Genomic DNA, 23,579 nt, shown 5'->3' on the forward strand with positions numbered 1-23,579 from the left:
TAGTCCAAATGAAAGTTGGGGAGAAAAGCGGCGGATATCCTTAATCCGCCCCAGGCGCCTCGCGGCGCGGAGGAGACAGTTGGTGAAGACACTCGATCTCATCACGATCGGCCGATCGTCGGTCGATCTTTACGGCGCGCAGATCGGCGGACGTCTGGAGGACATGTCCTCCTTCAACAAATATATCGGCGGCTCCCCTACCAATATTGCAGCCGGTGCTGCACGGCTGGGTCTGAAAAGCGGGGTTATCACCCGCGTCGGTGACGAGCATATGGGTCGCTTCATCCGCGAACAACTGGTCCGCGAAGGCGTCGACATCCGCGGCGTGCAGACCGACAAGGAGCGTCTGACGGCGCTCGTCATTCTGGGCATTCGCGACCAGCAGCAGTTCCCCTTGATCTTCTATCGCGAGAACTGCGCCGACATGGCGCTGAGCGAAGACGATATCAATCCGGCCTTCATCGCTGAAGCCAACTGTGTTTGCGCTACTGGCACGCATCTCTCCCATCCGCGCACGGAAGCGGCGGTATTGAAGGCGCTGCGCCTGGCGCGCGAGAATGGTGCCAAGACGGCGCTCGACATCGACTATCGCCCGAACCTGTGGGGTGTGGCTGGCCACGGAGACGGCGAAAGCCGCTTTGTCGAATCGGCCAAGGTTACGCAGAAGCTGCAATCCACCCTCAACCTCTTCGACCTGATCGTCGGCACCGAGGAAGAGTTTCACATCGCAGGCGGCTCCACCGACACGTTGGAAGCGCTGCGTGCCGTGCGGGCTGTTTCCAACGCCACGCTGGTCTGTAAGCGCGGACCGATGGGCGCAGTGGTCTTCCCAGACAAGATTCCAGATAGTCTGGACGACGGCGAAAGCGGCGAAGGCTTTCCCATCGAAGTCTTCAACGTGCTGGGTGCGGGTGATGGCTTCATGGCAGGTCTCTTCCGCGGATGGCTGCGCGGCGAAGACTGGCCGACCACATTGAAATATGCCAATGCCTGCGGCGCATTTGCCGTGTCGCGCCATGGCTGCACGCCCGCCTATCCAAGCTGGGAAGAGCTGCAATATTTCTTCCGCGCCGGCATTCGCAACAAGGCGCTGCGCAAGGACGATCAACTGGAACAGGTGCATTGGGCGACGAACCGCAAGGGCGACTGGAGCACGATGCGCGTCTTTGCCTTCGATCACCGTATGCAGTTGGAAGCTATCGCAAAGGACGTCGGCGTCGACGAGAAGAAGATCGGCTCCTTCAAGGAGCTTTGTCTGAGGGCTGCCCATCAGGTTGCCGGTGGCAATCCCGGCTATGGCATTCTCTGTGATGGCCGGCTTGGCCGCGACGCTCTCTATCAGGCCGCAGGCTCAGGCCTGTGGATCGGTCGTCCCGCCGAATGGCCGGGCTCGCGTCCTTTAACGCTGGAGCCGGACCTTGGACCCGATTGCGGCGGACTGAACGAATGGCCGGCCGAACATGTGGTCAAGGTACTGTGCTTCTACCATCCGGACGATGACGAGGCGATGCGCGCCGAGCAGGAAGAGACGGTCTCGCGTCTCTTTGCTGCCGCACGTCGCAATCGTCTGGAGTTTCTCCTGGAGGTCATCCCTTCCAAGGTGGCACCGATCAATGATGAAACGACTGCCCGCATCATAGACCGCTTCTACGAGATCGGCGTGTATCCAGACTGGTGGAAGCTTGAGCCTTTGAAGAGCGAGGAAGCCTGGCGTCAGGCGACCGATGCGGTAAAACGTCATGATCCTTACGTTCGTGGCATCGTGGTTCTCGGCCTGGAGGCGCCGCAGAGCGAGTTGGAGGAGAGTTTCAGGCTGGCGGCAGGCTTCGATCTGGTGAAAGGATTTGCCGTGGGTCGGACGATTTTTGCCGAGGCCGCGCGCAGCTGGCTTGCGGGCAAGGTGAGCGATGAGGAGGCGGTTGCCGACATGGCAGCCCGTTATGAGGCGCTTTGCCAGATTTGGGACAAGGCGCGCGCCGTGCATGTAAAGGGAGAGGCAGCGTGAAGACGGTACGATTGACGGCGGCACAGGCACTTGTGCGTTATCTGGCAGCCCAGATGAATGAGGATGGCGAGCCTTACATCGCTGGCGTCTGGGCGATCTTCGGCCACGGCAATGTGGCCGGCATGGGCGAGGCTCTTTACGGCATCCGCGAGGAACTGCCGACCTATCGCGGCCAGAACGAGCAATCCATGGCGCATGCGGCGATCGCCTACACCAAGCAGCTTGGCCGCCGCCGGACGATGGCGGTCACATCGTCGATCGGCCCCGGCGCGCTGAACATGGTAACGGCTGCCGCCCTTGCCCATGTTAACCGACTGCCCGTGCTTCTGATCCCCGGTGACGTGTTTGCCAATCGCGGTCCCGATCCGGTGCTGCAGCAGATCGAAGATTTCAACGACGGTACGGTCTCGGCCAATGACTGCTTCAAGCCCGTCAGCCGCTATTTCGACCGGATCATGCGCCCCGAACAGCTTCTGACCGCATTGCCACGCGCCTTCCGCACCATGACAGACCCGGCTGATTGCGGCCCAGTAACGCTTTCCTTCTGCCAGGATGTTCAGGCCGAAGCCTTTGATTATCCGGAAAGCTTCTTCGACAAAAAGGTCTGGCGCCAGCGCCGCCCGGAGCCCGACAAAGCGGAGCTGGAAGAGGCGATTGCCGCACTGAAAGCAGCGAAGAACCCGATCATCGTCGCCGGCGGCGGTGTGCATTTTTCCGGCGCGACCGAAACGTTGAAGACCTTCGCCGAGCGTCACTCCATCCCTGTCATCGAAACGCAGGCAGGCAAGTCCGCGCTCGCTTGGGACCACGAGATGAATTTCGGTCCCGCTGGTGTCACGGGTGCGTCGAGCGCCAATGCGATCGCCGAAAAGGCCGATCTCATCTTCGGTGTGGGGACCCGTTTCCAGGATTTCACCACTGGCTCATGGGCGCTCTTCAAGAACCCGCAGCGCAGGCTGCTGGCACTCAACGTACAAGCCTATGACAGCGCCAAACACGATGCCATCAGCCTGACGGCGGACGCCAAAATCGGCCTCGAGAAATTGACTGAGGCGTTGGGCAGCCACCGCTTTTCCGCACCGGATGCCAGCCTAAAGCAGGACTGGTTCGCCAAGGCCGACGCCGTGACTGCAGCGCCCAAGGAGGCCAACAGCCTGCCCACGGATATGCAGGTGATCGGCGCGGTTCAGCGTGCCTCGCGTGACAATACCGTCGTCATGTGCGCGGCGGGCACCATGCCCGGAGAGTTGCACCAGCTGTGGAAGGCGAAGCTGCCGCTTTCCTACCACATGGAATATGGCTTCTCCTGCATGGGCTACGAGATTGCTGGTGGCCTCGGCATCAAGATGGCAGAACCAGAACGCGACGTGATCGTGATGGTAGGCGATGGCTCGTACATGATGATGAATTCGGAGCTCGCCACCGCCGTCGCCATGGGCGTGAAGATCACTGTCGTCATCACCGACAATCGCGGCTATGGCTGCATCAACCGGCTGCAGATGGGCACAGGCGGAGCAGAGTTCAACAATCTCTACGCCCACACCAACCAGAAGAACCCGATCGCCATCGATTTCACCGCGCATGCAGCCAGCATGGGCGCGGATGCGCACAAGGTCTCGACAATCGCGGAACTCGAAACAGCACTCGATGCAGCCCGCAGCGCGGACGTTCCGACCGTGATCGTCATCGATACCGATCCCTACCCGACACCAGATGCTGGGGGCTATTGGTGGGATGTCGCCGTACCGGAAGTCTCCGAACGCAATGAAGTCAAACAGGCGCGCGCAGCCTATGAATCCGCACTGAAAGAAAGACGCTGATCATGATTCTTTACGGTACAAACCCCATCGCCTGGAGCAATGACGACGACCGCACGCTCGGCGCTCACATCAGTCTTGACCAGTGCCTGGACGAAACATCGAAGATCGGCTTCGACGGCATCGAGAAAGGCCACAAGTTCCCGCAGGAGCCGGAAGCCCTCAAGGCCGTGCTGGAGCCCCGCAAACTGCGCTACGTCTCCGGCTGGCATTCGCTGAACCTTCTGACCAACTCGATCGAAGACGAGAAGGCTGCGATGCAGCCCGCCCTCGACCTTTTGAAGGCGATGGGCTCCAAGGTCATCATCGTGTGCGAAACCTCCAATGCCATCCATGGCAAGGATGCAAAGCCAGTCAATGACCGCCCGAAGCTCGCCGACAGCGAATGGACGCGTTTTGGCGAAGGCGTCGAAGCGCTGGCAAAACATGCGGCCGATCAGGGGATCGCGCTCGTCTATCACCATCACATGGGGACCATCGTCGAAAGCGAAGACGAGATTGACCAGCTGATGGAGAACACTGGCCCGCACACCAAGCTCTTGCTTGATACCGGCCATTGCCTGTTCGGCGGCGGCAACCCGGAGCGGCTGGCGAAGAAGCACATGGGGCGCGTCGGCCACATCCACGCCAAGAACGTACGTCCGGTCATCGCCAAGCAGGTTCGCGATGAAAACCTCTCCTTCCTCGAAGGTGTGCGCCGTGGTGTCTTCACGGTTCCGGGTGACAGCGAGGGGGGCGTCGACTTCCTCCCCGTTCTCAAGGTTGCCGCAGAGCATGGCTATAGCGGCTGGCTGGTGATCGAGGCCGAGCAGGATCCGGATGTGCGCAATCCTTTCGAATATCAGAGCCTAGGCCTCAAATCGCTGCGCGGCTTCGCGAAGGACGCCGGCCTGGACAAGGGCTGAACAGAAAGGTCAAGACATGGCAAATCTGCTGCGCAAACCCACCGGCACGTCCGGCAAGGTTCACGACATCACGCCTGAGAGCGCCAATTGGGGCTATGTCGGTTTTGGTCTCTACCATCTGAAGCCTGGCGAGACGGCGACCGAACAAACGGATGAGACCGAGGTCATTCTCGTTCTCGTCGAGGGCAAGGCGGAAATCTCGTCGGAAGACAAGAATTTCGGCGAACTCGGCGACCGGATGAATGTGTTCGAGCGCAAGCCACCGCATTGCGTGTATATCCCGGCAGGCTCTTCCTGGACCGTGACGGCCACCACCGACTGCACGCTTGGCGTTTGCACTGCACCCGCTCAGCCCGGTCGTGAAGCCCGGGTAATCGCCCCCGCCGGCATCACGCTCGCCGAGCGCGGCAAGGGCGGCAACACGCGCTACATCTTCCCGATCGCCATGGAAGATCGCGATGTGGCCGACAGCCTGCTGGTAACCGAAGTCTTCACGCCATCCGGTCACTGGTCCTCTTATCCGCCACACAGGCATGACGAGGACAACTATCCGGAGATGACCTATCTGGAGGAAACCTACTACCATCGGCTCAACCCGGAGCAGGGCTTCGGCTTCCAGCGCGTCTTCACCGAAGACGGTTCGCTGGACGAGACCATGGCGGTCTCAAGCGGTGATGTGGTGCTGGTGCCGAAGGGCCATCACCCCTGCGGCTCGCCCTATGGCTATGAGATGTATTATCTCAACGTCATGGCTGGTCCGATGCGCAAATGGCGCTTCCAGAATCACCCGGATCACGACTGGATTTTTAAGCGCGACAATCCGTAGGACGTCACCGTCGTTGTTAAACGCGCCGGTCCCCACTGACCTGTTTGACCCGTCATCGTCAGCGGCTATGCTGACGGCCGAGGATCCGCGGAACTGCGGTCCTATGGCGTCGGCAATCGGGGGCTGTCCTTCCAGTCGGTTTGCTCCTCTACCAACGTGGGAAAATTGTAATATACGCAGGCACCCAACGAGTAAAACTTCAAACCGTCAGCGACCTCTTGAGCCGACATTTCCAGCTCAAACATATCCACGTCGTTGCCAGCGCCATACAGCATAGCCATATAGGTCAGTTCCCGCAAAGCGCCTGGAGCTAGCACAGAGCCAAAAGCGACTGCGTCCTTCTTGGAAAACTCTCCCTTGATCACCCGCTGGATTTCCAGTTCCGCACGCACCATGCGAGATTGCAACGGTTCGTCGGCAACGAACCCTAAATCCCCTATGAACAAGGACTTCAATCGGGCTTCCACAATGATCTGCGCCTTCTCGCGCATTTCAGCGCGTGGTGGGCAAGCCTGCATGGCGTAAGACGGGACGGTGAACACCATCATTGCTCCAAGCCATGCAGCCAGCCAGATCTTTGCACGCACCATGTTCTTCATGTAGGCGAAGCCTCTCAGGTGTGGAGTAAAGTTTGGTAGTGCATGACCATTTTTTTCGCCCATCAAGCCTCTACCCGCAACGCAGTCTGGGGAGCATAGCTCTTGTCACCATAAAGGTTGCTGTCTTCCATACAAAGAAACGCTCGCACCCGGAGAAAGGTGCGAGCGTTTCCATTTTATGCAGAGGAATGATCAGACGATCTGAACGGGCTTGCCGGTCTGCCAGCTTTCGGTGGCAGCATCCGCCAGCTTCTGCGCCTGAAGACCATCGAAACCGCTTGGACGTGGCGAGGTGTTGCCCGCATCGACAGCATCGATAAAGGTATTGATTTCGTTGGCGTATGCCTGGGCATAGCGCTCGATGAAGAAGTTCTGTACCGGGTCGCCGGCAATGCCGTTGGCATTCCACAATTCAACGCTGGAATTCTGGATGTTGCGCGCCGAAAGCATGCCGGTCGAGCCATGCACTTCGATGCGCTGATCGTAGCCATACGTGGCGCGGCGGGAATTGGTGATGACGGCGATCCGTCCCGATGCAGTCTGCATCTGCACGGCGGCGGTATCCACATCACCTTCTTCGCCGATCGCCTTGTCCACCAGCGCGGAACCCAGCGCATTGACGACCACGAATTCTTCTCCCATCAGGTAGCGGGCCATATCGAAGTCATGGATCATCATGTCGCGGAATAGACCGCCCGACGATTTCACATAGCTTGCGGGAGGTGGGTTAGGATCGCGGCTGATGATCGTCACGATCTCGATCTCGCCGACATCGCCGTTTCGCAGCCGCTTCTCAACAGTTGCAAAGTTGGGGTCGAAACGGCGGTTGAAGCCGATCATTAGCGTCGACTTGTTCTCTTCCACCACATCCAGGCACTGGTTGATGCGATCGACCGAAAGCGACACAGGCTTTTCGCAGAGAATATGCTTGCCGGCCTTCGACGCCGCTTCGATGAGATCGGCGTGACTCGGTGTCGGCGTTGCGATCAGCACGGCATCGACGTCCGACGCCGCGATAATCTCCTCAACGGATGCGACACGCGCGCCCGTTTGCTGCGCCAGTTGCTCTGCCGCCGCCGGGAACGCATCCGCAACATAGGCAAGCTTCGCCTTGGGATTGGCAGCAATCGTTGCCGCATGCACCTTGCCAATACGGCCCGCACCAAGCACACCGAACCTGATCATTCCATTTGCTCCACGCTAAATTCCTCCTCGGGACGCCAATTCCGAAGAAGCAGTGGCGTCCTGTCATCAACCGATCTTCTGTCGATCATGATCGGTGAGACCCTAGCTCAAGCCAAGGCAAAATCAAGTGGAAATTCCATTAGGAGAATGGGTGAAATATTTATTCTATTCCATCTAACAAACTCTCGGCTTGACCATTTCCATCAATAGCGAATGAGCGCCTTCATGAAGCCGTCCGGTCTGTCGCGCGTTTCGTTCAAGGCTGTCGCGAGTTCGGAGATTGAATAGCTGTGGGTAAAGAGCGGAAAGGGGTTCATGTCTCCGGCCTGCACCGCAGCAACCGCTTGGCGCATGCCTTCGATATAGACGGCGGGATCGCGCTCGTGGGCGTTGATGACATCGATACCCTTCCAGTTCCATGCCTGCATATTGACCTGCCGCGGGCCATCTTGATGATAGCCAGCGATGATGAGGCGACCGCGTTCGCCGGTCAGATCTGCTGCCAAATCCAGCGGCCATTGCTTGCCCACGGCTTCAATGACTCGTTCGCAAAGGGCGCCATCCGTCAGCGCTTTAACCTCCTCGATGATCTTCCAGTGATCGTCCATGGCGATCGTCACGGCCGCACCCGCCTTTTTTGCTGCCTCAAGTGCGTAGGGCCGCCGGGAGATGGCGATGACGCGCGCGCCTTTTCGGGACGCCAGTTGTGTCAGCAAGCTGCCCAGAAAGCCGGCGCCGATGATGGCAACGGTTTGCCCCGCCCTGATGTCGGATCGATTGAAGATGTTCATGGCACAGCCGAGTGGCTCTCCGGGAAACGGCAGGCCTTCCAGTTCAGGCGGCAAGCGCACGAGCATGTTTTCATCGGCGATATCGTGTGTCGCGTAAGCGTGTGACGTCAGAGATGCCACGCGGTCGCCGACCTTGAAGTCAGTGACGTTTTCCCCCACAGCATCGATGATACCCCAACCCTCATGACCCAAACCGCCTGCCTCCGTCGGAAAGGTCATCCAGTCCGGACCGGCCCAGGGGCCAAGGTTGGAAGCGCAGACCCCGCACCCTTCCAGACGAATGCGAACCTGTTTGCCTGACGGTGTCGGTAGCGGCAATTCCTGCACCTCTACCGAACCTGGCCCGGTCACAATGGCGGCCTTCATCGTTGCGCTGTCCACGCTCGTCATCATGTTCATCGTGTTCTCCATTCGCTGGCAGCGACGGAATAGCCCTCTGCCTGATGCGCGCCGAACCGCCGATCATCCGACCGGTTCCGGAAGAAGGAGTAGATGAAGTCATAAATGAAAAAGATGTCTCTGAAGAAGGAACCATCAAAGGTTGCTCTTGTTCGGGGCGCCAGTCAAAGCGAAACATTTGTATTGAGGGTTTAATGAAAACCGTTCTCGTGACCGGCGGCAGTGGCTTTATTGGACGTTACGTTACCTCTGAACTTCTCGAACATGGATACGACGTTCGCGTCATGGATGCTCTCATAGAGCAGGTCCATGGCGATGCGCCTGAAGCACAGAAAGGCGTCTCCGACGTCATCTATGCCGACGTGCGCGACAAGGCGTCAGTTCTGCGCGCCATCGACGGCGTGGACGCAATCATCCACCTCGCAGCTGAAGTGGGTGTGGGCCAGTCCATGTATGAGATTGCCCGCTATGTCGGCGCCAACGATCTCGGCACCGCCGTTCTTCTGGAGACCATGCTCGGCAAGAACATCAAGAAGATTGTCGTTGCCTCTTCCATGAGCGTCTATGGCGAAGGCCTCTATGCCGACAATGCTGGCCGCCGCTTCGACACCATCCGACGCAAGCCCGCAGAGATCAAATCCAAGCAGTGGGAGCCGCTTTCACCGGACGGAGAATGGCTGACACCACTTGCCACCGACGAACAGAAGCCCGTCGAACTCGCTTCCATCTATGCTCTTACCAAATACGTCCAGGAGCGGCAGGTTCTGCTCTTTGGCGATGCCTATGGCGTGGATGCGGTGGCGCTTCGTCTGTTCAACGTCTTCGGTGCCGGTCAGGCGCTGTCCAACCCCTATACGGGTGTTCTCGCCAATTTTGCCTCGCGCCTGATGAATGGCCAGAGCCCGACCATCTTCGAGGATGGGCAGCAGAAGCGCGACTTTGTGCATGTGAAGGATGTTGCGCGCGCCTTCCGTCTGGCTTTGGAGAAACCGCGCGCTGCCGGCCACGTCTTCAACATCGGCAGCGGCAACGCCTATACGATCGCGCAGGTCGCGGCCCTTCTCGCAGACGCCATGGGCCTGCCGCATCTTCAGCCGGAAATCCTCAACAAAGCCCGCTCCGGCGATATTCGCCACTGCTTCGCCGATATCACCAAGGCGCGCGAACTGCTGGGCTTCGAGCCGCAGCATCGCTTGGAGAATTCGCTTGGGCCTTTCGTCGACTGGGTCACCTCCCAGGTCGCGCCCGACCGCGGGCCGCAGATGCAGAAGGAACTGCTTGAAAGAGGGCTGGTTTCATGACAGTGCTCTCTGCCGCCCCACCTTTCCACGATGAAGATGCCAAGTCTTTCGGCTTTGTCGAATGGTTTCGCCCCGGCGAATATCAGCGTGTCGAACGCGCCATGGCCGCCATTGAGAAAAGCGGTGCGTCCTACTTAAGGACGCATCTGTCATGGGCCGAATATCTGGCTCCGGGGGGACAGGAATGGTTCGACTGGCTCATTCCCTTCGTCGGCAGCCGCATCGATCTTCTGCCATGCATCGTCTACACGCCTCCGTCCATGTCCCGTACGGGCAAGTCTTCCGGCGCGCCGCACGATCTGAAATCATACGCCGACTTCATCGACCACATCATCACCCGCTACGGCGAGCATTTTGCCCATATCGAGCTTTGGAACGAGCCCAATAACCTTCTAGATTGGGACTGGCGAGTCGACAAGGAGTTCAACCTCTTTTGCGAGATGGTTGGTGGGGCCGCCTATTGGATACAGCAACGCGGTTTGAAGGCCGTGCTCGGCGGCCCCTGCCCTTTCGATCCCTACTGGCTGAACCTCATGGGCGAGCGCGGAGTGCTCAACGTGGTGGACGCCGTTGGCTTCCACGGTTTTCCCGGCACTTGGGACAGTGAGGAAGCAACCTGGGGCGGTTGGGACATGCATCTTGGCGAAATGCGCAAGATCGTCGATCGCTACAATCCGTCCGCCGAAATTTGGATCACCGAAACCGGTTACTCCACCTGGCGCAAGGATGAAGTGGAGCAGGCCAAGCGATTCCTCAAAGCCCTCAACGTCAATGCTGACCGGATGTACTGGTATTCCTGGCAGGATGTGGCACCGGACGTGGCAGTGCAGGAAGGCCTCTGGTTCGACCCACGTCACTACCATCTCGGCGCTGTCACCCATGACGATCAGCCAAAACTCTTGGCGCGGCTTCTGACGGAAGGCGGGATCGATCGGCTTCTTGAGGTCGACAAGCTGACCTCACCCCATGTGGCCACATCTACGACACCGGTCGTCATTACCGGCGGCAGCGGCTTTATCGGCTGTAATCTGGCTGACGCCTTCTTGCGTGACGGCAAGGATGTCATCGTTCTCGACAATCTCAGCCGGCCCGGCGTCGACCAGAACATGTCCTGGCTGACCGAAAGGCACGGAAAGCGTGTTCATCCCGTTCTTGGTGATGTGCGGGATTTTCACGGTCTTGAGCCGGTGTTTCGCGATGCGGGAGCGGTGTTCCATCTGGCAGCACAGACCGCGGTTACCACCAGCCTCGTGCACCCACTCGATGATTTCGAGACGAATGCACGCGGCACCATCAATATTCTGGAAGCAGTGCGCAAGGCTGGCAAAAAGGCGCCGGTCATTTTTGCCAGCACCAACAAGGTCTACGGGTCGCTTGAGGATATCGACTTCATCGAAGCGGGCGATCACTACGCGCCAGCAGACGAGACCATCCGTCAGAACGGTATTTCCGAGCGCCAGCCGCTGGACTTCTGCACCCCGTACGGCTGCTCAAAAGGCGTCGCCGATCAATATGTGCTCGATTACGCGAAATCCTTCGGTATACCCTCCGCTGTCCTGCGAATGAGCTGCATTTACGGACCGCGCCAGTTCGGCACCGAAGATCAGGGCTGGGTCGCGCATTTCCTCATCCGCGCCATTCAGGGCGAGACGATCTCTGTCTATGGCGATGGCAAACAGGTCCGCGACATTCTGCATGTCGATGACGCGGTGGCAGCCTATCGTGCCGTGCTCGCCAATATTGGTGCTTTCAGCGGCAAAGCGTTCAATCTGGGCGGTGGACCAGGCAATGCGGTCAGCATTCTGCAGTGCCTGCAGGAAATCGAAACGTTGCTCGGATGCCCACTCGACCTCGGCTTCCACGACTGGCGCGAGGGTGACCAGCGCTATTTCGTCACGGACGCGCGCAAGCTGGCACAACAGGCTGGCTGGCAACCGGCCGTCCACTGGAGGGATGGCTTGCGACATCTAGCGGAATGGCTGCTTGCAGAACGCTTCAATGGCATGTCGCTTCCACCTGCGACAGCGGAGCGGAGAATGCTCGCATGATGGGCACCCGCGACATCGCCGGAACGCGCGTATTGCTGACGCTCGATGCCGTCGGCGGTGTCTGGCGCTTTACCCTCGACTTGGCGCGGAACCTGAAACGAGCCGGCGTGGTCGTGATTTTTGCTGGCTTCGGCCCCGCGCCGAATGAAGGCCAAATCCAAGAAGCGCAGGCCATCGGCAAGCTGATCTGGCTTGATGCACCTCTGGATTGGACAGCAAACAGTCCGCGGGAGCTGCGAACAATCCCCGCTCTGCTGGAAGACCTGATTTCTCACGAAGCCATCGATCTCCTGCATCTCAACCTGCCGTCCCAGGCGGCAGCGTTGGAAACGCATGTGCCGGTGCTCGTCATGTCGCACTCCTGCGTCACGACGTGGTTCGCCGTCATGCGTAAGGGCGACATAGCTGAAGACTACGCCTGGCATCGGGAGATCAATCAGGCTGGTCTGCGTCGTGCCGATCTGATCGTGGCACCCAGCCAAAGCCATGCTGACCTTTTGAAGAAAACGTATTCGGACATCGGGCCGGTATCTGTCATCCACAACGCTAGCGCACTTCAACATCATGCTGACGAAGAGGAGAACTTCATTCTCGCCGCCGGACGCTGGTGGGATGAAGGCAAGAATGGCCGCGTGCTGGAGCTTGCCGCCGCAAACCTGCGCTGGCCGTTTCTGTTTGCTGGCGCCGATGAAGGTCCGCGTGGCGAACAGACGGGGCTCTCTCAAGGTGTGCGGCTTGGCCAGCTTGGCCATGAGCAGATCGTCAATCTTATGCAAAGGGCGGCGATCTTCGTCTCGCCATCGCGCTACGAGCCTTTCGGTCTTGCCGCACTGGAAGCGGCGCGCTGTGGCTGCGCACTCCTCCTCGCAGACATTCCGACCTATCGCGAACTTTGGGATGGTGCAGCACTCTTCGCCAATCCTCATGATCCACAAGACATGCTCGCGAAGATCGAGGAGCTGATTTCCGATCCGACGCTTCGGGAAGAGTTGGCGCAGAGCGCGCGTCAGCGGTCATTGGAATTCAGCGAAGAGCATCAGGCAAGCGAAATGATTGCGCTTTATCGGCGGGCGATGACCCGCGCGCAAGTGACGGCGGGGTAACCATGAAATTTGTATTCTACACGCACTCTCTGGTTTCGGACTGGAATCATGGAAACGCCCACTTCCTGCGCGGCGTCATGCGCCAGCTGATGAAGGCTGGGCATAGCGCTGTGGCTCTCGAGCCGGAAAATGCCTGGAGCCGGGAAAATCTTCTCAGAGACGGTGGTGAGAAGGCAATCCAGAGTTTTCACGAACGCTTCCCGGATCTGACCTCGCAGTCATACGGTGAAGAGTTCGATCACGAAGACGCCATCTCGGATGCAGACGTAGTCGTCGTACATGAATGGACCGATCCTTCTCTCGTCGAGCGGATCGGGCGGGCGCGCCGTGACGGCGGTCGCTTTACGCTTCTGTTCCACGATACCCATCATCGCGCCGTCTCTTCCGAACAGGATATTGCCGGTCTTCACCTGCAGGATTACGACGGTGTCCTGGCTTTCGGAGAGACGCTTCGTCAGCGTTATCTCGATGCTGGCTGGGGCGAGAACGTCTTCACCTGGCACGAAGCTGCTGACACGACGGTCTTCCACCCGCTCCCCGTCGATCGTGTGGAAGGCGATCTCATCTGGGTTGGCAATTGGGGCGATGACGAACGTTCCGCCGAGCTGACCGAGTACCTGATCGACCCCGTCCATGAGCTTGGATTGAAGGCAAATGTCTGCGGCGTGCGCTATCCGGTCGAGGCGCTGGAGGCGTTGAAGGCGGCAGGCATCACCTACCGTGGCTGGATTGCCAATGCCGAAGCGCCTCTGGCCTTCTCCCGGCATAAGGTGACGGTCCACATTCCCCGTCGTCCCTATGTCGAACACCTGCCCGGTATTCCGACCATCCGTGTCTTCGAGGCACTCGCCTGCGGCATTCCCCTCATCAGCGCGCCTTGGAACGACGCAGAAGGCCTGTTCCGTCCGGGGCAGGATTATCTGACGGTGAAGAGCGGCGAAGAGATGAAGCAGGCGCTGCGTGCTGTTCTGAACGATCCGGTGCTCGCCGCCGAACTCGTAAAGTCGGGTGCCGAGACGATCCGCAACCGTCACACCTGCGCCCACCGGGTCAACGAGCTTTTCGATGTCTTAAGATCATGCGGGACAGCGGGCGTCAAAACTGCGCTCCAGATGGAGGAAATGGCTCTATGAAGATCGCGTTTTACGGATCAAGCCTTCTTTCCTCCTACTGGAATGGTGCTGCCACCTATTATCGTGGCCTGCTTCGGGCGCTTGCCGCGCACGGCCACGCCATCACCTTTTACGAACCCGACGTTTATGGCCGCCAGCAAAAGCGTGACATCGAGCCTCCTGAGTGGTGCAAGGTGGTCGTCTATGACGGGACGGTGGAGGCTCTGAAACGTGTTGCAGCAGAAGCCGGTAGCGCCGACATTGTCATCAAGGCAAGCGGCGTTGGTTTTGAAGACGATCTGCTGCTGGACGAGGTTCTGGCCCACAGCCATCCAAAAGCACTGAAGATCTTCTGGGACGTAGATGCGCCCGCAACTTTGGCAGAGCTGCGCGCAAGCTCTGACCATCCGCTCAGGAATGCGCTGAAGACGCTTGACCTGGTCTTGACCTATGGCGGCGGCGATCCGGTGATCGACGCCTATCAAGCTCTTGGCGCGAAGGAATGCGTGCCGATCTACAACGCGCTCGATCCGCACACGCACCACCCGGTGCCTGCGGAGGAACGGTTCAAGACCGATCTATCCTTCCTCGGCAACCGGCTTCCGGATCGTGAAGCACGTGTAGACGATTTCTTCCTGAAGGCGGCGCATGCCCTTCCCGAGCGCAGCTTCATGCTCGGTGGCGCCGGCTGGGATGACAAGCCGTTCAGCCCGAACCTCACCTATATCGGCCATGTCCCGACGAAGGATCACAACGCCTTCAACGTCTCAGCTCGCGCGGTCCTCAACATATCTCGCGACAGCATGGCGCAGAACGGCTTCTCGCCTGCGACCCGTGTCTTCGAAGCGACCGGTGCCGGCGCATGTCTCATCACCGATCACTGGGAAGGCATCGATACCTTCTTCGAGCCCGGCGAGGAAATTCTGGTGGCGCGAGATGGCCAGGATGTCGCCGAGCTGGTGCGTGAGCTGACGGCGGAAAAGGCCGCAGCCATCGGTAAGCGTGCTCTCTCCCGAGCGCTTGCCGACCATACCTACGAACAGCGGGCTCATACCGCAGACGCGTTATTCAAGGCACGCCTTGCAAGATCGATGGAAGCCGCGGAATGACCAGTCAGCTGAATATCGTCTTCATCGGCCTTTCTCTTTCCTCGTCCTGGGGAAACGGCCACGCCACCACTTTCCGCGCATTGCTGCGTGGGCTCCACGCCCTCGGACATAAGAGCCTGTTTCTAGAGCGTGACGTTCCCTGGTACGCAGCCCACCGCGATCTGCCCTCGCCGGATTTTTGCGAACTCGCCTATTACGACGATCCATCGGAGCTGAAGAGCCGTTTCCACGACGAGATCGTCAATGCCGATGCGGTCATCATTGGCTCATATGTGCCGAATGGAAAAGAGGTCATAGAGATCGTGCGCCAGATGGCGCCTTCCTGCCTGTGCTTTTACGATATCGATACGCCAGTGACACTCGCGAAGCTTCGCCGCGGCGATGAGGAATATATTGCCGCTGAGCAGATTCCGGTCTTCGACATGTATTTGTCCTTCTCAGGCGGCGATGTCCTCACTCATCTGGAACGACACTGGAATGCAAAGCGCGCCGAAGCGCTTTACTGCTCCGTCGACGAAGCCGCCTACCAGAACAGCGGAAAGCCATTCGATTGGGATCTTGGCTATCTCGGCACCTATAGCCCTGACCGTCAGCCGAAACTCGAAAAACTGCTGCTGGAACCGGCGCGCAGACTTCCGCAGATGCGGTTCGTTGTGGCAGGCCCGCAGTATCCAGACGATATCGCATGGCCGGACAATGTCGAGCGGATCGAACACCTGCCGCCTGCGCAGCATGCCGATTTCTACAGCCGGCAACGTTTTACGCTGAATGTCACGCGGGCAGATATGGTGGAAGCGGGCTGGTCACCCAGCGTGCGTCTATTCGAGGCGGCCTCTTGCAAGACACCGATCATTACCGACCGTTGGCGCGGACTGGAGCACTTGTTCCCGAGCAGTTCCATCCTGATTGCCGATGGCAGCGACGACGTTGTGGGAATGCTGCAAAACCGCTTGCCTGCTGACAGATCCCGCATGGCCGAGGCAGCGTGGAGGATCGTGATGAAGGCGCATACCGGTCGGGCAAGAGCCAACCAGCTGACCGAATATATCCGCTCTTTTCACAAAGCGGCCATACGCGAACACATGCCCATTGAAGTTTCAGTTGGAGGAGTATCTTCATGACGATGCATACAATCAGAGACGGTAGAAAGACCTCTGTGGTCGCCGGTGGCGCAGGCTTTGTCGGCTCGCATCTTTGCGACGCGCTCCTGGCAAAGGGCCACCGCGTCATTTGCATCGACAGCTACCTGACTGGCCGGGCAGAAAATATCATCGCGCTGAAAAACCATCCGCAGTTCCGCATGATCGAAGCCGACATCTGCAATGTCCAAATCATTGATGAGCCAGTGGATCAGATCTTCAACCTCGCCTGTGCGGCGTCGCCTCCGCATTACCAGGCCGATCCCGTTCATACGATGATGACCTGTGTTCAGGGAACGGCGAACCTGCTTTCGATTGCTGCTTCCCACCACGCGTCGTTCGTTCAGGCCTCCACCAGCGAGATCTATGGCGATCCGGAAGAGCATCCGCAACGTGAGGATTATCGCGGCAACGTCAACTGCACGGGCCCACGCGCCTGCTACGACGAGGGCAAACGTGCAGCGGAAGCCTTGTGCTTCGACATGTTCCGCTCCGGCAAGGTGGATGCGCGCGTCGCCCGCATCTTCAACACCTACGGTCCCCGCATGAGGCCGGACGATGGGCGGATCATTTCCAACTTGCTCGTCCAGGCGCTGAAGGGCGAACCGCTGACCATTTACGGCAGTGGTAACCAGACCCGTTCCTTCTGCTACGTGAAGGATCTCGTCTCTGGCCTTATTGGCTTGATGGAAGTTCAGCCAAACCCGGGCTTGCCGGTCAACCTCGGCAATCCGGGTGAATTCACCATTAACGAACTGGCGGATCTGGTGCTGGAACTCACAGGCTCACGATCCGAAACAGTTTATAAGCCTCTGCCCACGGACGATCCGCAACGTCGTAAGCCCGATATCGGCCGGGCGCAGGCTCTGCTCGCATGGGAACCGACAATTCCATTGACAGAGGGCCTTCGCATGACAGCCGACTGGTTTATCTTCGCGCTGGGCGGTGCGCAGGAACTGGCACGCAAAGCGCGTAAAGTGTCTGCGTCTCAGATGCCAATTGCCGCCGAAGTATAATAATGGCAGCGCGGCTCAGTGAGTGGAGCCGCGTCCCTGCGCCGCAAGCGCCGAGACGATATGTCTGATTTCGTCTTTTGCGCTGGAGAGCACGAACGGCCCCTGATGGTGGCCGACGGCGCACAGAGGAACGAAGAAAATGTAGGGGATCGCCTTGCTGTCCAGGACTTCCATCAATGGCAGCATCATCTCGGGTCCATAGCGCACATCGATAACCGCGCCACCAAAATGCCAGTCGTGATCGCTGGTGCCTGTTGCGGCGTAAGGACCTTGCAGAAGCATCGATGCCTGCGACCAGGCGGACACGATTGCCGGTGTAAGCGTATCGCTTTCGCCGAATACGGCTATCGTCAAGCGGTCGTTCGTCTCCATGCTCTGCTCCGTGGAAGATAAGGTCATTTAGCAGTCCTTTGCCTGGACTGATAGTCCACTTGCTTTTTTCAGCACGTTCGCAATCGTTGCTGCATTCCACTTTTTTATCTGCTGAGGAACCGAACTGCGCAAACGCGGTTCGGGCGCATCACAAAATTTTATTGTGAGCCTATCGGGAGGAATAAATTGATGAGCAATGAAATGGTATTGATGCCGCATGAGCGCGGCTGGGCTGTTCTTCACAATGGTATGCTGACGAAAGTCTATCCCAGCCGTCATCTGGCCATGCAGAAGCTTAAGGACGAAGTAAGCCGTCGCTCACTGAAGAACCAGAAGACGCAGCCGGCCGAAACCATTCATGCAGGGCGTCGACAGGAGAGTTCGGCACAAAGGCGGGATCAGGCTTAGCCCTCTGATTGGGGTTGGCTAAATGCCGCAGCCTTAAGCATTCCCTAATCTTAAAGAAGCGGCACCGGAACCTCAGCCCCCCTCCGGCGTTCGACCCCTGACGTCTATGCATCATCTAACCGGAGGGCGAACGGATTATTGGGGTGAACCAATCAGTTCCTTATTGCGGCCCTGCACCGCTACCATCCGAGGTTTGGGCCGCGTGGAACTTCGACCCCTTTGCCCTGGCGGTGGTTGTCGCGCTGACGATGCTATCGGCGCTGTCACTGCATCGGCACCGGGCGCGGATCGCTACAGCAGTTTTCCTGGTATCGACCCTTCTCCTGATCTCGCCGCTCTGCGCCCTCACCACCGCGCTCTTCTCGGTGCGCGTGATCCATCACTTCATCTTGATGACGGTGCTTGCCCCGCTCCTTACGACTGTGTTCAGAACGAGAGGTCCGGTTTCCAGCCGTCTGCCGCCCGAGATGGCGTTCATCATTCACACCCTGATCTTCTGGTTCTGGCATGTCCCGCCCGGTTATGCTTTCGCCCTTAATGGCATGATCCCCTATTGGATCATGCAGGCAGGCCTTCTTGCCAGTACCATTTGGCTGTGGGCGATCCTGCTGTCGCCGAGGACGGGCGTTTTCACTGCGGTCACGTTAGCGCTTGCCACCGTTGGACAAATGGGAATGCTTGCGGCGATCCTCACGCTTTCGCGTGAGCCGCTCTTCGCCGCCCATCTGGATACGACCCAAGCCTTCGGTCTGGAGCCGCTTCAAGATCAACAGCTCGCCGGCGTCATCATGTGGACGGTCGGCCTCTTACCCTATCTGATCGTGGCGCTGATGCGCCTTTATCGAAGCGTTGCTTCACGGGATAACAATGGCAGCTGGCAATGGTGATGCTGCTGAAATTCATCCACATCGCGGCCATCTCAATCTGGGCCGCAACGCTGATCAGCCTGCCTGCTCTTTACGTGCAACGCGCCCATGTTGGTGACCGCTCTGCGCTCTATGCCCTCCAGCGTCTCGTGCGCTTCTGCTATGTCGTCGTCGCCTCACCTGCTGCCTTCTTGTCGATCCTGACCGGCACGGGCCTTATTTTCTTCCAACAGACCTTCACGCTCTGGTTCACCATCAAGCTCGGGCTCATCGGCGTCATGGTGACGGCGCATATTTTCACCGGGCTGGTCATCATACGGCTCTTCAACGACGGAGAGGTCTACCCGGTGTGGCGCTTCATCGGCGCTACCGCGCTGACGGCTGCCACCGTGCTCTCGATCTTTTTCGTCGTTCTTGCAAAGCCCGACTGGAGCCTCACCCTGATCCCGATCGAGGCGGGCGGGCTGAAGGAGATCGCACGGTCGATCAGTCCTTGGACGATACCATGAGCCCGACACCATGATCGAAGATCAACTTGCCGCCATGCCAGCCAGCCATCCCCGTGAGACCGGACGCGATCAGCGACAGGATCAGGCCGTGGGGCAAGACATCGATGGCAGAAAAGTAGCGCCCACCCCAATTTGCACCGCAGACTGCAATCAGCGACATACCGGCCACTGCATGCGCCCAACTGGCGACGCGCGCGCGAATGCCAGGAACGAGAAAGAGTTCGGCCGAGCCAATCAAGCCTGCAGCAATGGCGCTGAAGAATGCAATACCCGTGGTCCACAACCCGACACGCAGCCAAAACGGATCGGCACCCCACCAGTACATGACGTCTGCTCCGAGCGTGCCGAATACCAACGCGATTGGAAAATGTACCGTCATGGCATGGAGCGGATGACCTGCAACGGCAACGGCCGAACTCGCGTCCTTTTCCTCCAACTTGGAGATGACCGGATTTTTCTTCGGCGCTGTATCCAAAACACGTCTCCTCTTTCTCCGACAACCAGCAGGTGGGGTCGGAGGTTCCGCGCAATTTCGTTGGCCGTCACCCTGCCCTTTATGCTCGCCGGCTGTTCCGGCGACCTTTCCACACTCGATCCGGCAGGACCGGCCGCGAGTTCTGTGGCGCAGCTTTGGTGGATCATGTTGATCGGATCGGCATTGCTGTTTGCTCTGGTGATAGGTCTTTTCTTCCTGAGCCTCTTCTCCCGCAAGCTTGCACATGTGCCAGCCTCGCGCTGGATTATCGGCGGAGGAATCGTCATGCCCATTCCCGTTCTGACGGTCCTTTTGGGTGCGGCCTTTCTTCAGGGCGAAACGCTATTTGGCGCAAAAGCAGCGGCGCCGTCCGATGTCATCCAGGTTAAGGCGAGTATGTGGAACTGGGATATACGCTATGGTGCAGCTGATGCCTCGCCCAGTAGCCGCAACGTTCTTCACATTCCGGCTGGGCAGACGGTCGAGGTCGTCGTTTCCAGTACCGATGTGATTCACAGTTTCTGGGTACCGCGTCTTGCCGGCAAGATCGATGCGATCCCCGGGCACGAAACACGCATTCGGCTCAAAGCCGACAAGGCTGGCACATTTGGCGGTGTCTGCGCCGAATATTGCGGCACCGGTCATAGTGCCATGACATTCACCGTGATCGCTCACGAGCCTGGCGACTACCGGCGGGTGATAGAAGCACTTCCAGATTCACAAGGATCGACGTGACGCAAAAGATTTCACCCATTCGCCTGCATCGGGAACTGGAAGCCATCTGGGGAACCGGAAAAGGCTGGCGCCGACTGGCGGCCGTCAACCATAACATCATCGGCGCGCGCTTCATGCTGACCGCTCTGGTCTTCTTCGGCATCGGCGGCTTTCTCGGCATGTTGATCCGCACCCAGCTCGCAACCTCCGAAAGCCGCTTTCTCGATGCGGCGGAGTATGCCCAGGTCTTCACCATGCATGGGACGATCATGATGTTCCTGTTCGCCATCCCCTTCTTCGAGGGATTGGCGATCTATTTGCTGCCAAAGTTGCTCGGCGCGCGCGACCTCGCTTTTCCGCGTCTTTCGGCTTACGGGTACTGGTGTTACCTGTTTGGCGGCAGCATGTTGATCATTGCGCTGATTGCCGGCGTGGCGCCGAATGGTGGCTGGTTCATGTACACGCCGCTCAGTTCGTCGACCTACAGCCCCGGCATCAACGCCGATGTCTGGTTGCTTGGCATCACCTTTGTCGAAATCTCCGCCATGACGGCGGCGATCGAAATTGTCGTGACGATCCTCAAGATGCGTGCGCCCGGCATGTCGCTTGATCGAATGCCGATCTTCGCATGGTATATGTTGGTGGTGGCTGGCATGATGGTTATCGGCTTTCCGCCGCTGATCCTGGGCTCGATTCTGCTCGAAGCGGAGCGCGCCTTCGGCCTTCCCTTCTTTGACCCCACACGCGGTGGCGATCCGCTTTTGTGGCAGCACCTGTTCTGGCTCTTCGGCCACCCGGAAGTCTATATCATCTTCCTGCCGGCAGCTGGCGTCATCTCGACCATCCTGCCAGTCCTCGCCCGCACGACCTTGACCGGGTACAAGATTATCATTGCCGGCATACTGTCGATGGCGTTCTTATCCTTTGGGCTATGGGTCCATCACATGTATACGACAGGCATTCCGCATGTGGCCCTGTCGTTCTTCTCGGCTGCCAGCGCACTTGTTGCCGTGCCGACCGCAATCCAGATCTTCGCCTGGATTGCGACGCTCAGCCAAGGGCGGCCATCCTTCACCATCCCGATGCTGCATATTTTTGGCTTTTTCTTCGTCTTCGTCATCGGCGGTCTGACGGGCGTGATGCTGGCGATGGTGCCCTTCGATCAGCAGGCGCATGACACGCATTTCGTCGTTGCTCACCTCCACTACGTGCTTGTCGGCGGCTTCCTGTTTCCGATGCTGGCAGGCGCCTATTATTGGGTGCCGCACATCTCCGGCCGTCAGCCAATTCAGCACATGTCGCACGCGTCTTTTTGGATGATCTTCATCGGCTTCAACCTGACCTTCTTCATGATGCATCTGACCGGTCTGCTTGGCATGCCACGCCGGGTCGATACCTACCCTGCGGACTCGCCGTGGGAATGGCTGAACCTGATGTCTTCGATCGGCAGCTTCATCATGGCGATGGGCTTTGTGCTGGCTGCGATCGACCTCATTCTCGTGTTCTTTTTCGGACGCCCGTTCCGTCGCAATCCCTGGAATGCTGGAACCTTGGAATGGGCGATGCCGACACCCCCACCATCCTATAACTTCGCCGCCTTGCCTTCCGTCGACAAACGCGCAGACAGGCTCGACATCGACCGGATAGGAGCTGATCTTGCGGCAGGCGGCGGCTATCTCGGCTTCACTCGCAACGGCTGGATGGAGACGTTAGGTGTGAGTGCGGTTCGAGCTCGGCCCAGCCAGATCATCATCCTGCCGCGCCAGACCTATCTTCCGCTGTTGACCGCGCTGGCGACAGCTCTGTTCTTCATCGCTCTTTTGGCAAAGCTCTATCTTGTCGCCTCCGTGGCGCTTCTGGGCGTCATCATGCTCTTCCTAAGATGGACACCGAATGAGGCGGCGCAAAACACCGGCGGCGAATTATACGCAGGCAATGGACTAGTCTTACCGCCGCATTTCGAAAGCGGCGATCCTCCCTCGCTGATGGCGATGCGTCTGACTTTGCTCGTCACAGCCACGCTCTTCACCTCGCTTCTGTTCGGCGGCCTGTTCCTCTGGGTTTCGGCCCCGGGTTGGGAGAACCTGCGCCCCTCTTCCATCGCATCGCTTTGGACAGTGTTCGGCTGCGCCATCGCTATCACCGCTGCCGTCTTAGGCTCCCTACCCGCAAAAACTTTGCTGCAGAAACCCTTCCTGGGTCCCACAGCCACCGCGTTATACGCAATGGCTGTCGCGTTGCTCATGGTTGATCTCGTCAGGGCATACGGGATGGAATTTCATGCCTCCGATGCCGTGATCTATGCCGTCAATGCCTACGGTCTCATTCACGTCGGCATCGGGATGCTGTTGTCCGCATTTTGCATCTGGCGCATCCGAACCGGCTACGTCACGGAAACCCGCTTGGCAGATCTGCAGATCGCTGGTCTGTGGAACAGATACGTGGCCGCGACCAGCGCGATCGTGGCCCTATATCCTTATCTCCTCTCGCATCTGCAAGGTGGAGGCAGCTGATGAGATATGCGCTTGCCACAGCCCTTCTGCTGCCCTTCATCGGCTGGAGCCTGGGCTTCCTTCTTCTCTATGGCGTTCAAGCGACAGGCTGTTCACTAGGATGGCAGGATATGACAATTGGCCCCGTCTCCGCATTGAGAGCGATATTGATCCTGCTTTTCGTTGTCACGACCATCGCCATAGCGGCGAGCGTCTTTCTCGCGCTGAGCGCTGGGAAAGTCTCCTCAACCACAAGCACAGCAATGCTTACGGTGACCCGGTACACAGCGGGCGCTGCACTGTTTAGCACTGCCTACGTTTTTTCAGGCATCCTCTGGCTGGATTTGTGCTGAAGTGCCGAGGCTTTCTCGGCATCTAGAGGCGCGAA

At 58.7% G+C, this 23,579-nt stretch carries 22 protein-coding genes; 17 read left to right on the top strand and 5 right to left on the bottom strand.

Annotated elements, in window-relative coordinates; all coding sequences use genetic code 11:
- The first annotated feature begins 79 nt into the window (after positions 1–79).
- Genes WKI41_RS10355 through iolB form a run of 4 tightly spaced genes read left to right on the top strand, consistent with a single transcriptional unit; the run spans position 80 to position 5,553 of the window.
- Complete coding sequence (locus tag WKI41_RS10355) at positions 80–2,005, top strand: bifunctional 5-dehydro-2-deoxygluconokinase/5-dehydro-2-deoxyphosphogluconate aldolase (protein ID WP_340193398.1); 1,926 nt, start codon at positions 80–82, stop codon at positions 2,003–2,005.
- Entirely contained in the window at positions 2,002–3,825 is a 1,824-nt protein-coding gene (gene iolD, locus WKI41_RS10360; RefSeq protein WP_340193399.1) for a 3D-(3,5/4)-trihydroxycyclohexane-1,2-dione acylhydrolase (decyclizing), read from the top strand. Before WKI41_RS10355 ends, iolD begins: the two co-directional genes overlap by 4 nt.
- A gap of 2 nt (positions 3,826–3,827) precedes the next feature.
- Complete coding sequence (gene iolE / locus WKI41_RS10365; RefSeq protein WP_340193400.1) at positions 3,828–4,727, top strand: myo-inosose-2 dehydratase; 900 nt, start codon at positions 3,828–3,830, stop codon at positions 4,725–4,727.
- A gap of 16 nt (positions 4,728–4,743) precedes the next feature.
- The gene (gene iolB, locus WKI41_RS10370; protein WP_340193401.1) at positions 4,744–5,553 is read left to right on the top strand and encodes a 5-deoxy-glucuronate isomerase; all 810 of its coding nucleotides are present in this window, start codon (positions 4,744–4,746) and stop codon (positions 5,551–5,553) included.
- Between the two features lie 101 nt (positions 5,554–5,654).
- Here iolB and WKI41_RS10375 read toward each other — a convergent pair whose 3' ends face one another.
- From WKI41_RS10375 to WKI41_RS10385, 3 genes are all read right to left on the bottom strand, one after another.
- Entirely contained in the window at positions 5,655–6,215 is a 561-nt protein-coding gene (locus WKI41_RS10375) for a hypothetical protein (RefSeq protein WP_340193402.1), read from the bottom strand.
- Positions 6,216–6,344: 129 nt separating this feature from the next.
- Entirely contained in the window at positions 6,345–7,337 is a 993-nt protein-coding gene (gene iolG, locus WKI41_RS10380; RefSeq protein WP_340193403.1) for an inositol 2-dehydrogenase, read from the bottom strand.
- Between the two features lie 203 nt (positions 7,338–7,540).
- Complete coding sequence (locus WKI41_RS10385) at positions 7,541–8,527, bottom strand: MDR/zinc-dependent alcohol dehydrogenase-like family protein (protein WP_340193404.1); 987 nt, start codon at positions 8,525–8,527, stop codon at positions 7,541–7,543.
- Between the two features lie 194 nt (positions 8,528–8,721).
- Between WKI41_RS10385 and WKI41_RS10390 the strand changes: the two genes are divergently transcribed.
- From WKI41_RS10390 to WKI41_RS10420, 7 genes are read left to right on the top strand one after another with little or no spacing between them, the layout of a single operon-like run.
- On the top strand, positions 8,722–9,828 hold the full coding sequence (locus WKI41_RS10390; protein WP_340193405.1) for an NAD-dependent epimerase/dehydratase family protein: 1,107 nt from the start codon (positions 8,722–8,724) through the stop codon (positions 9,826–9,828).
- Positions 9,825–11,876, top strand: a complete 2,052-nt coding sequence (locus WKI41_RS10395; protein WP_340193406.1) for an NAD-dependent epimerase/dehydratase family protein — start codon at positions 9,825–9,827, stop codon at positions 11,874–11,876. The genes WKI41_RS10390 and WKI41_RS10395 overlap by 4 nt, the downstream gene beginning before the upstream one ends.
- A complete protein-coding gene (locus WKI41_RS10400) occupies positions 11,873–12,979 on the top strand; it encodes a glycosyltransferase (protein WP_340193407.1) in 1,107 nt (368 codons plus the stop codon). The genes WKI41_RS10395 and WKI41_RS10400 overlap by 4 nt, the downstream gene beginning before the upstream one ends.
- Positions 12,980–12,981: 2 nt before the next feature.
- On the top strand, positions 12,982–14,112 hold the full coding sequence (locus WKI41_RS10405; RefSeq protein WP_340193408.1) for a CgeB family protein: 1,131 nt from the start codon (positions 12,982–12,984) through the stop codon (positions 14,110–14,112).
- Positions 14,109–15,200: a CgeB family protein gene (locus WKI41_RS10410; protein ID WP_340193409.1), complete on the top strand. Its 1,092-nt coding sequence runs from the start codon at positions 14,109–14,111 to the stop codon at positions 15,198–15,200. Before WKI41_RS10405 ends, WKI41_RS10410 begins: the two co-directional genes overlap by 4 nt.
- Positions 15,197–16,321 carry a CgeB family protein gene (locus WKI41_RS10415; RefSeq protein WP_340193410.1) on the top strand — a complete coding sequence of 375 codons (1,125 nt, stop codon included), beginning with the start codon at positions 15,197–15,199 and terminating at the stop codon, positions 16,319–16,321. Before WKI41_RS10410 ends, WKI41_RS10415 begins: the two co-directional genes overlap by 4 nt.
- Entirely contained in the window at positions 16,318–17,355 is a 1,038-nt protein-coding gene (locus tag WKI41_RS10420) for a UDP-glucuronic acid decarboxylase family protein (RefSeq protein ID WP_340193411.1), read from the top strand. The genes WKI41_RS10415 and WKI41_RS10420 overlap by 4 nt, the downstream gene beginning before the upstream one ends.
- Before the next feature lie 15 nt (positions 17,356–17,370).
- On the opposite strand, the gene WKI41_RS10425 is transcribed toward WKI41_RS10420, so the two are convergent.
- A complete protein-coding gene (locus WKI41_RS10425; RefSeq protein WP_340193412.1) occupies positions 17,371–17,754 on the bottom strand; it encodes a hypothetical protein in 384 nt (127 codons plus the stop codon).
- Between the two features lie 162 nt (positions 17,755–17,916).
- Between WKI41_RS10425 and WKI41_RS10430 the strand changes: the two genes are divergently transcribed.
- The 3 genes from WKI41_RS10430 to WKI41_RS10440 all read left to right on the top strand — a co-directional run bounded on the left by WKI41_RS10430 (position 17,917) and on the right by WKI41_RS10440 (position 19,510).
- On the top strand, positions 17,917–18,135 hold the full coding sequence (locus WKI41_RS10430) for a hypothetical protein (protein ID WP_340193413.1): 219 nt from the start codon (positions 17,917–17,919) through the stop codon (positions 18,133–18,135).
- A gap of 143 nt (positions 18,136–18,278) precedes the next feature.
- Positions 18,279–19,022 carry a cytochrome c oxidase assembly protein gene (locus WKI41_RS10435; RefSeq protein ID WP_340193414.1) on the top strand — a complete coding sequence of 248 codons (744 nt, stop codon included), beginning with the start codon at positions 18,279–18,281 and terminating at the stop codon, positions 19,020–19,022.
- Entirely contained in the window at positions 19,022–19,510 is a 489-nt protein-coding gene (locus WKI41_RS10440) for a CopD family protein (RefSeq protein WP_340193415.1), read from the top strand. Before WKI41_RS10435 ends, WKI41_RS10440 begins: the two co-directional genes overlap by 1 nt.
- Here WKI41_RS10440 and WKI41_RS10445 read toward each other — a convergent pair.
- The gene (locus WKI41_RS10445) at positions 19,488–19,985 is read right to left on the bottom strand and encodes a DUF2231 domain-containing protein (RefSeq protein WP_340193416.1); all 498 of its coding nucleotides are present in this window, start codon (positions 19,983–19,985) and stop codon (positions 19,488–19,490) included. The genes WKI41_RS10440 and WKI41_RS10445 overlap by 23 nt on opposite strands.
- A gap of 60 nt (positions 19,986–20,045) precedes the next feature.
- Between WKI41_RS10445 and coxB the strand changes: the two genes are divergently transcribed.
- The 3 genes from coxB to WKI41_RS10460 are packed head-to-tail and all read left to right on the top strand — an operon-like array spanning position 20,046 to position 23,544.
- Complete coding sequence (coxB, locus tag WKI41_RS10450) at positions 20,046–20,720, top strand: cytochrome c oxidase subunit II (RefSeq protein WP_340193417.1); 675 nt, start codon at positions 20,046–20,048, stop codon at positions 20,718–20,720.
- Positions 20,717–23,212, top strand: a complete 2,496-nt coding sequence (gene ctaD, locus WKI41_RS10455; protein WP_340193418.1) for a cytochrome c oxidase subunit I — start codon at positions 20,717–20,719, stop codon at positions 23,210–23,212. The genes coxB and ctaD overlap by 4 nt, the downstream gene beginning before the upstream one ends.
- Positions 23,212–23,544, top strand: a complete 333-nt coding sequence (locus WKI41_RS10460; protein WP_340193419.1) for a hypothetical protein — start codon at positions 23,212–23,214, stop codon at positions 23,542–23,544. Before ctaD ends, WKI41_RS10460 begins: the two co-directional genes overlap by 1 nt.
- Positions 23,545–23,579 lie beyond the last annotated feature (35 nt).

It is taken from the genome of Agrobacterium larrymoorei (assembly GCF_037722385.1).
In the GTDB taxonomy this organism is placed as follows: domain Bacteria; phylum Pseudomonadota; class Alphaproteobacteria; order Rhizobiales; family Rhizobiaceae; genus Agrobacterium; species Agrobacterium larrymoorei_C.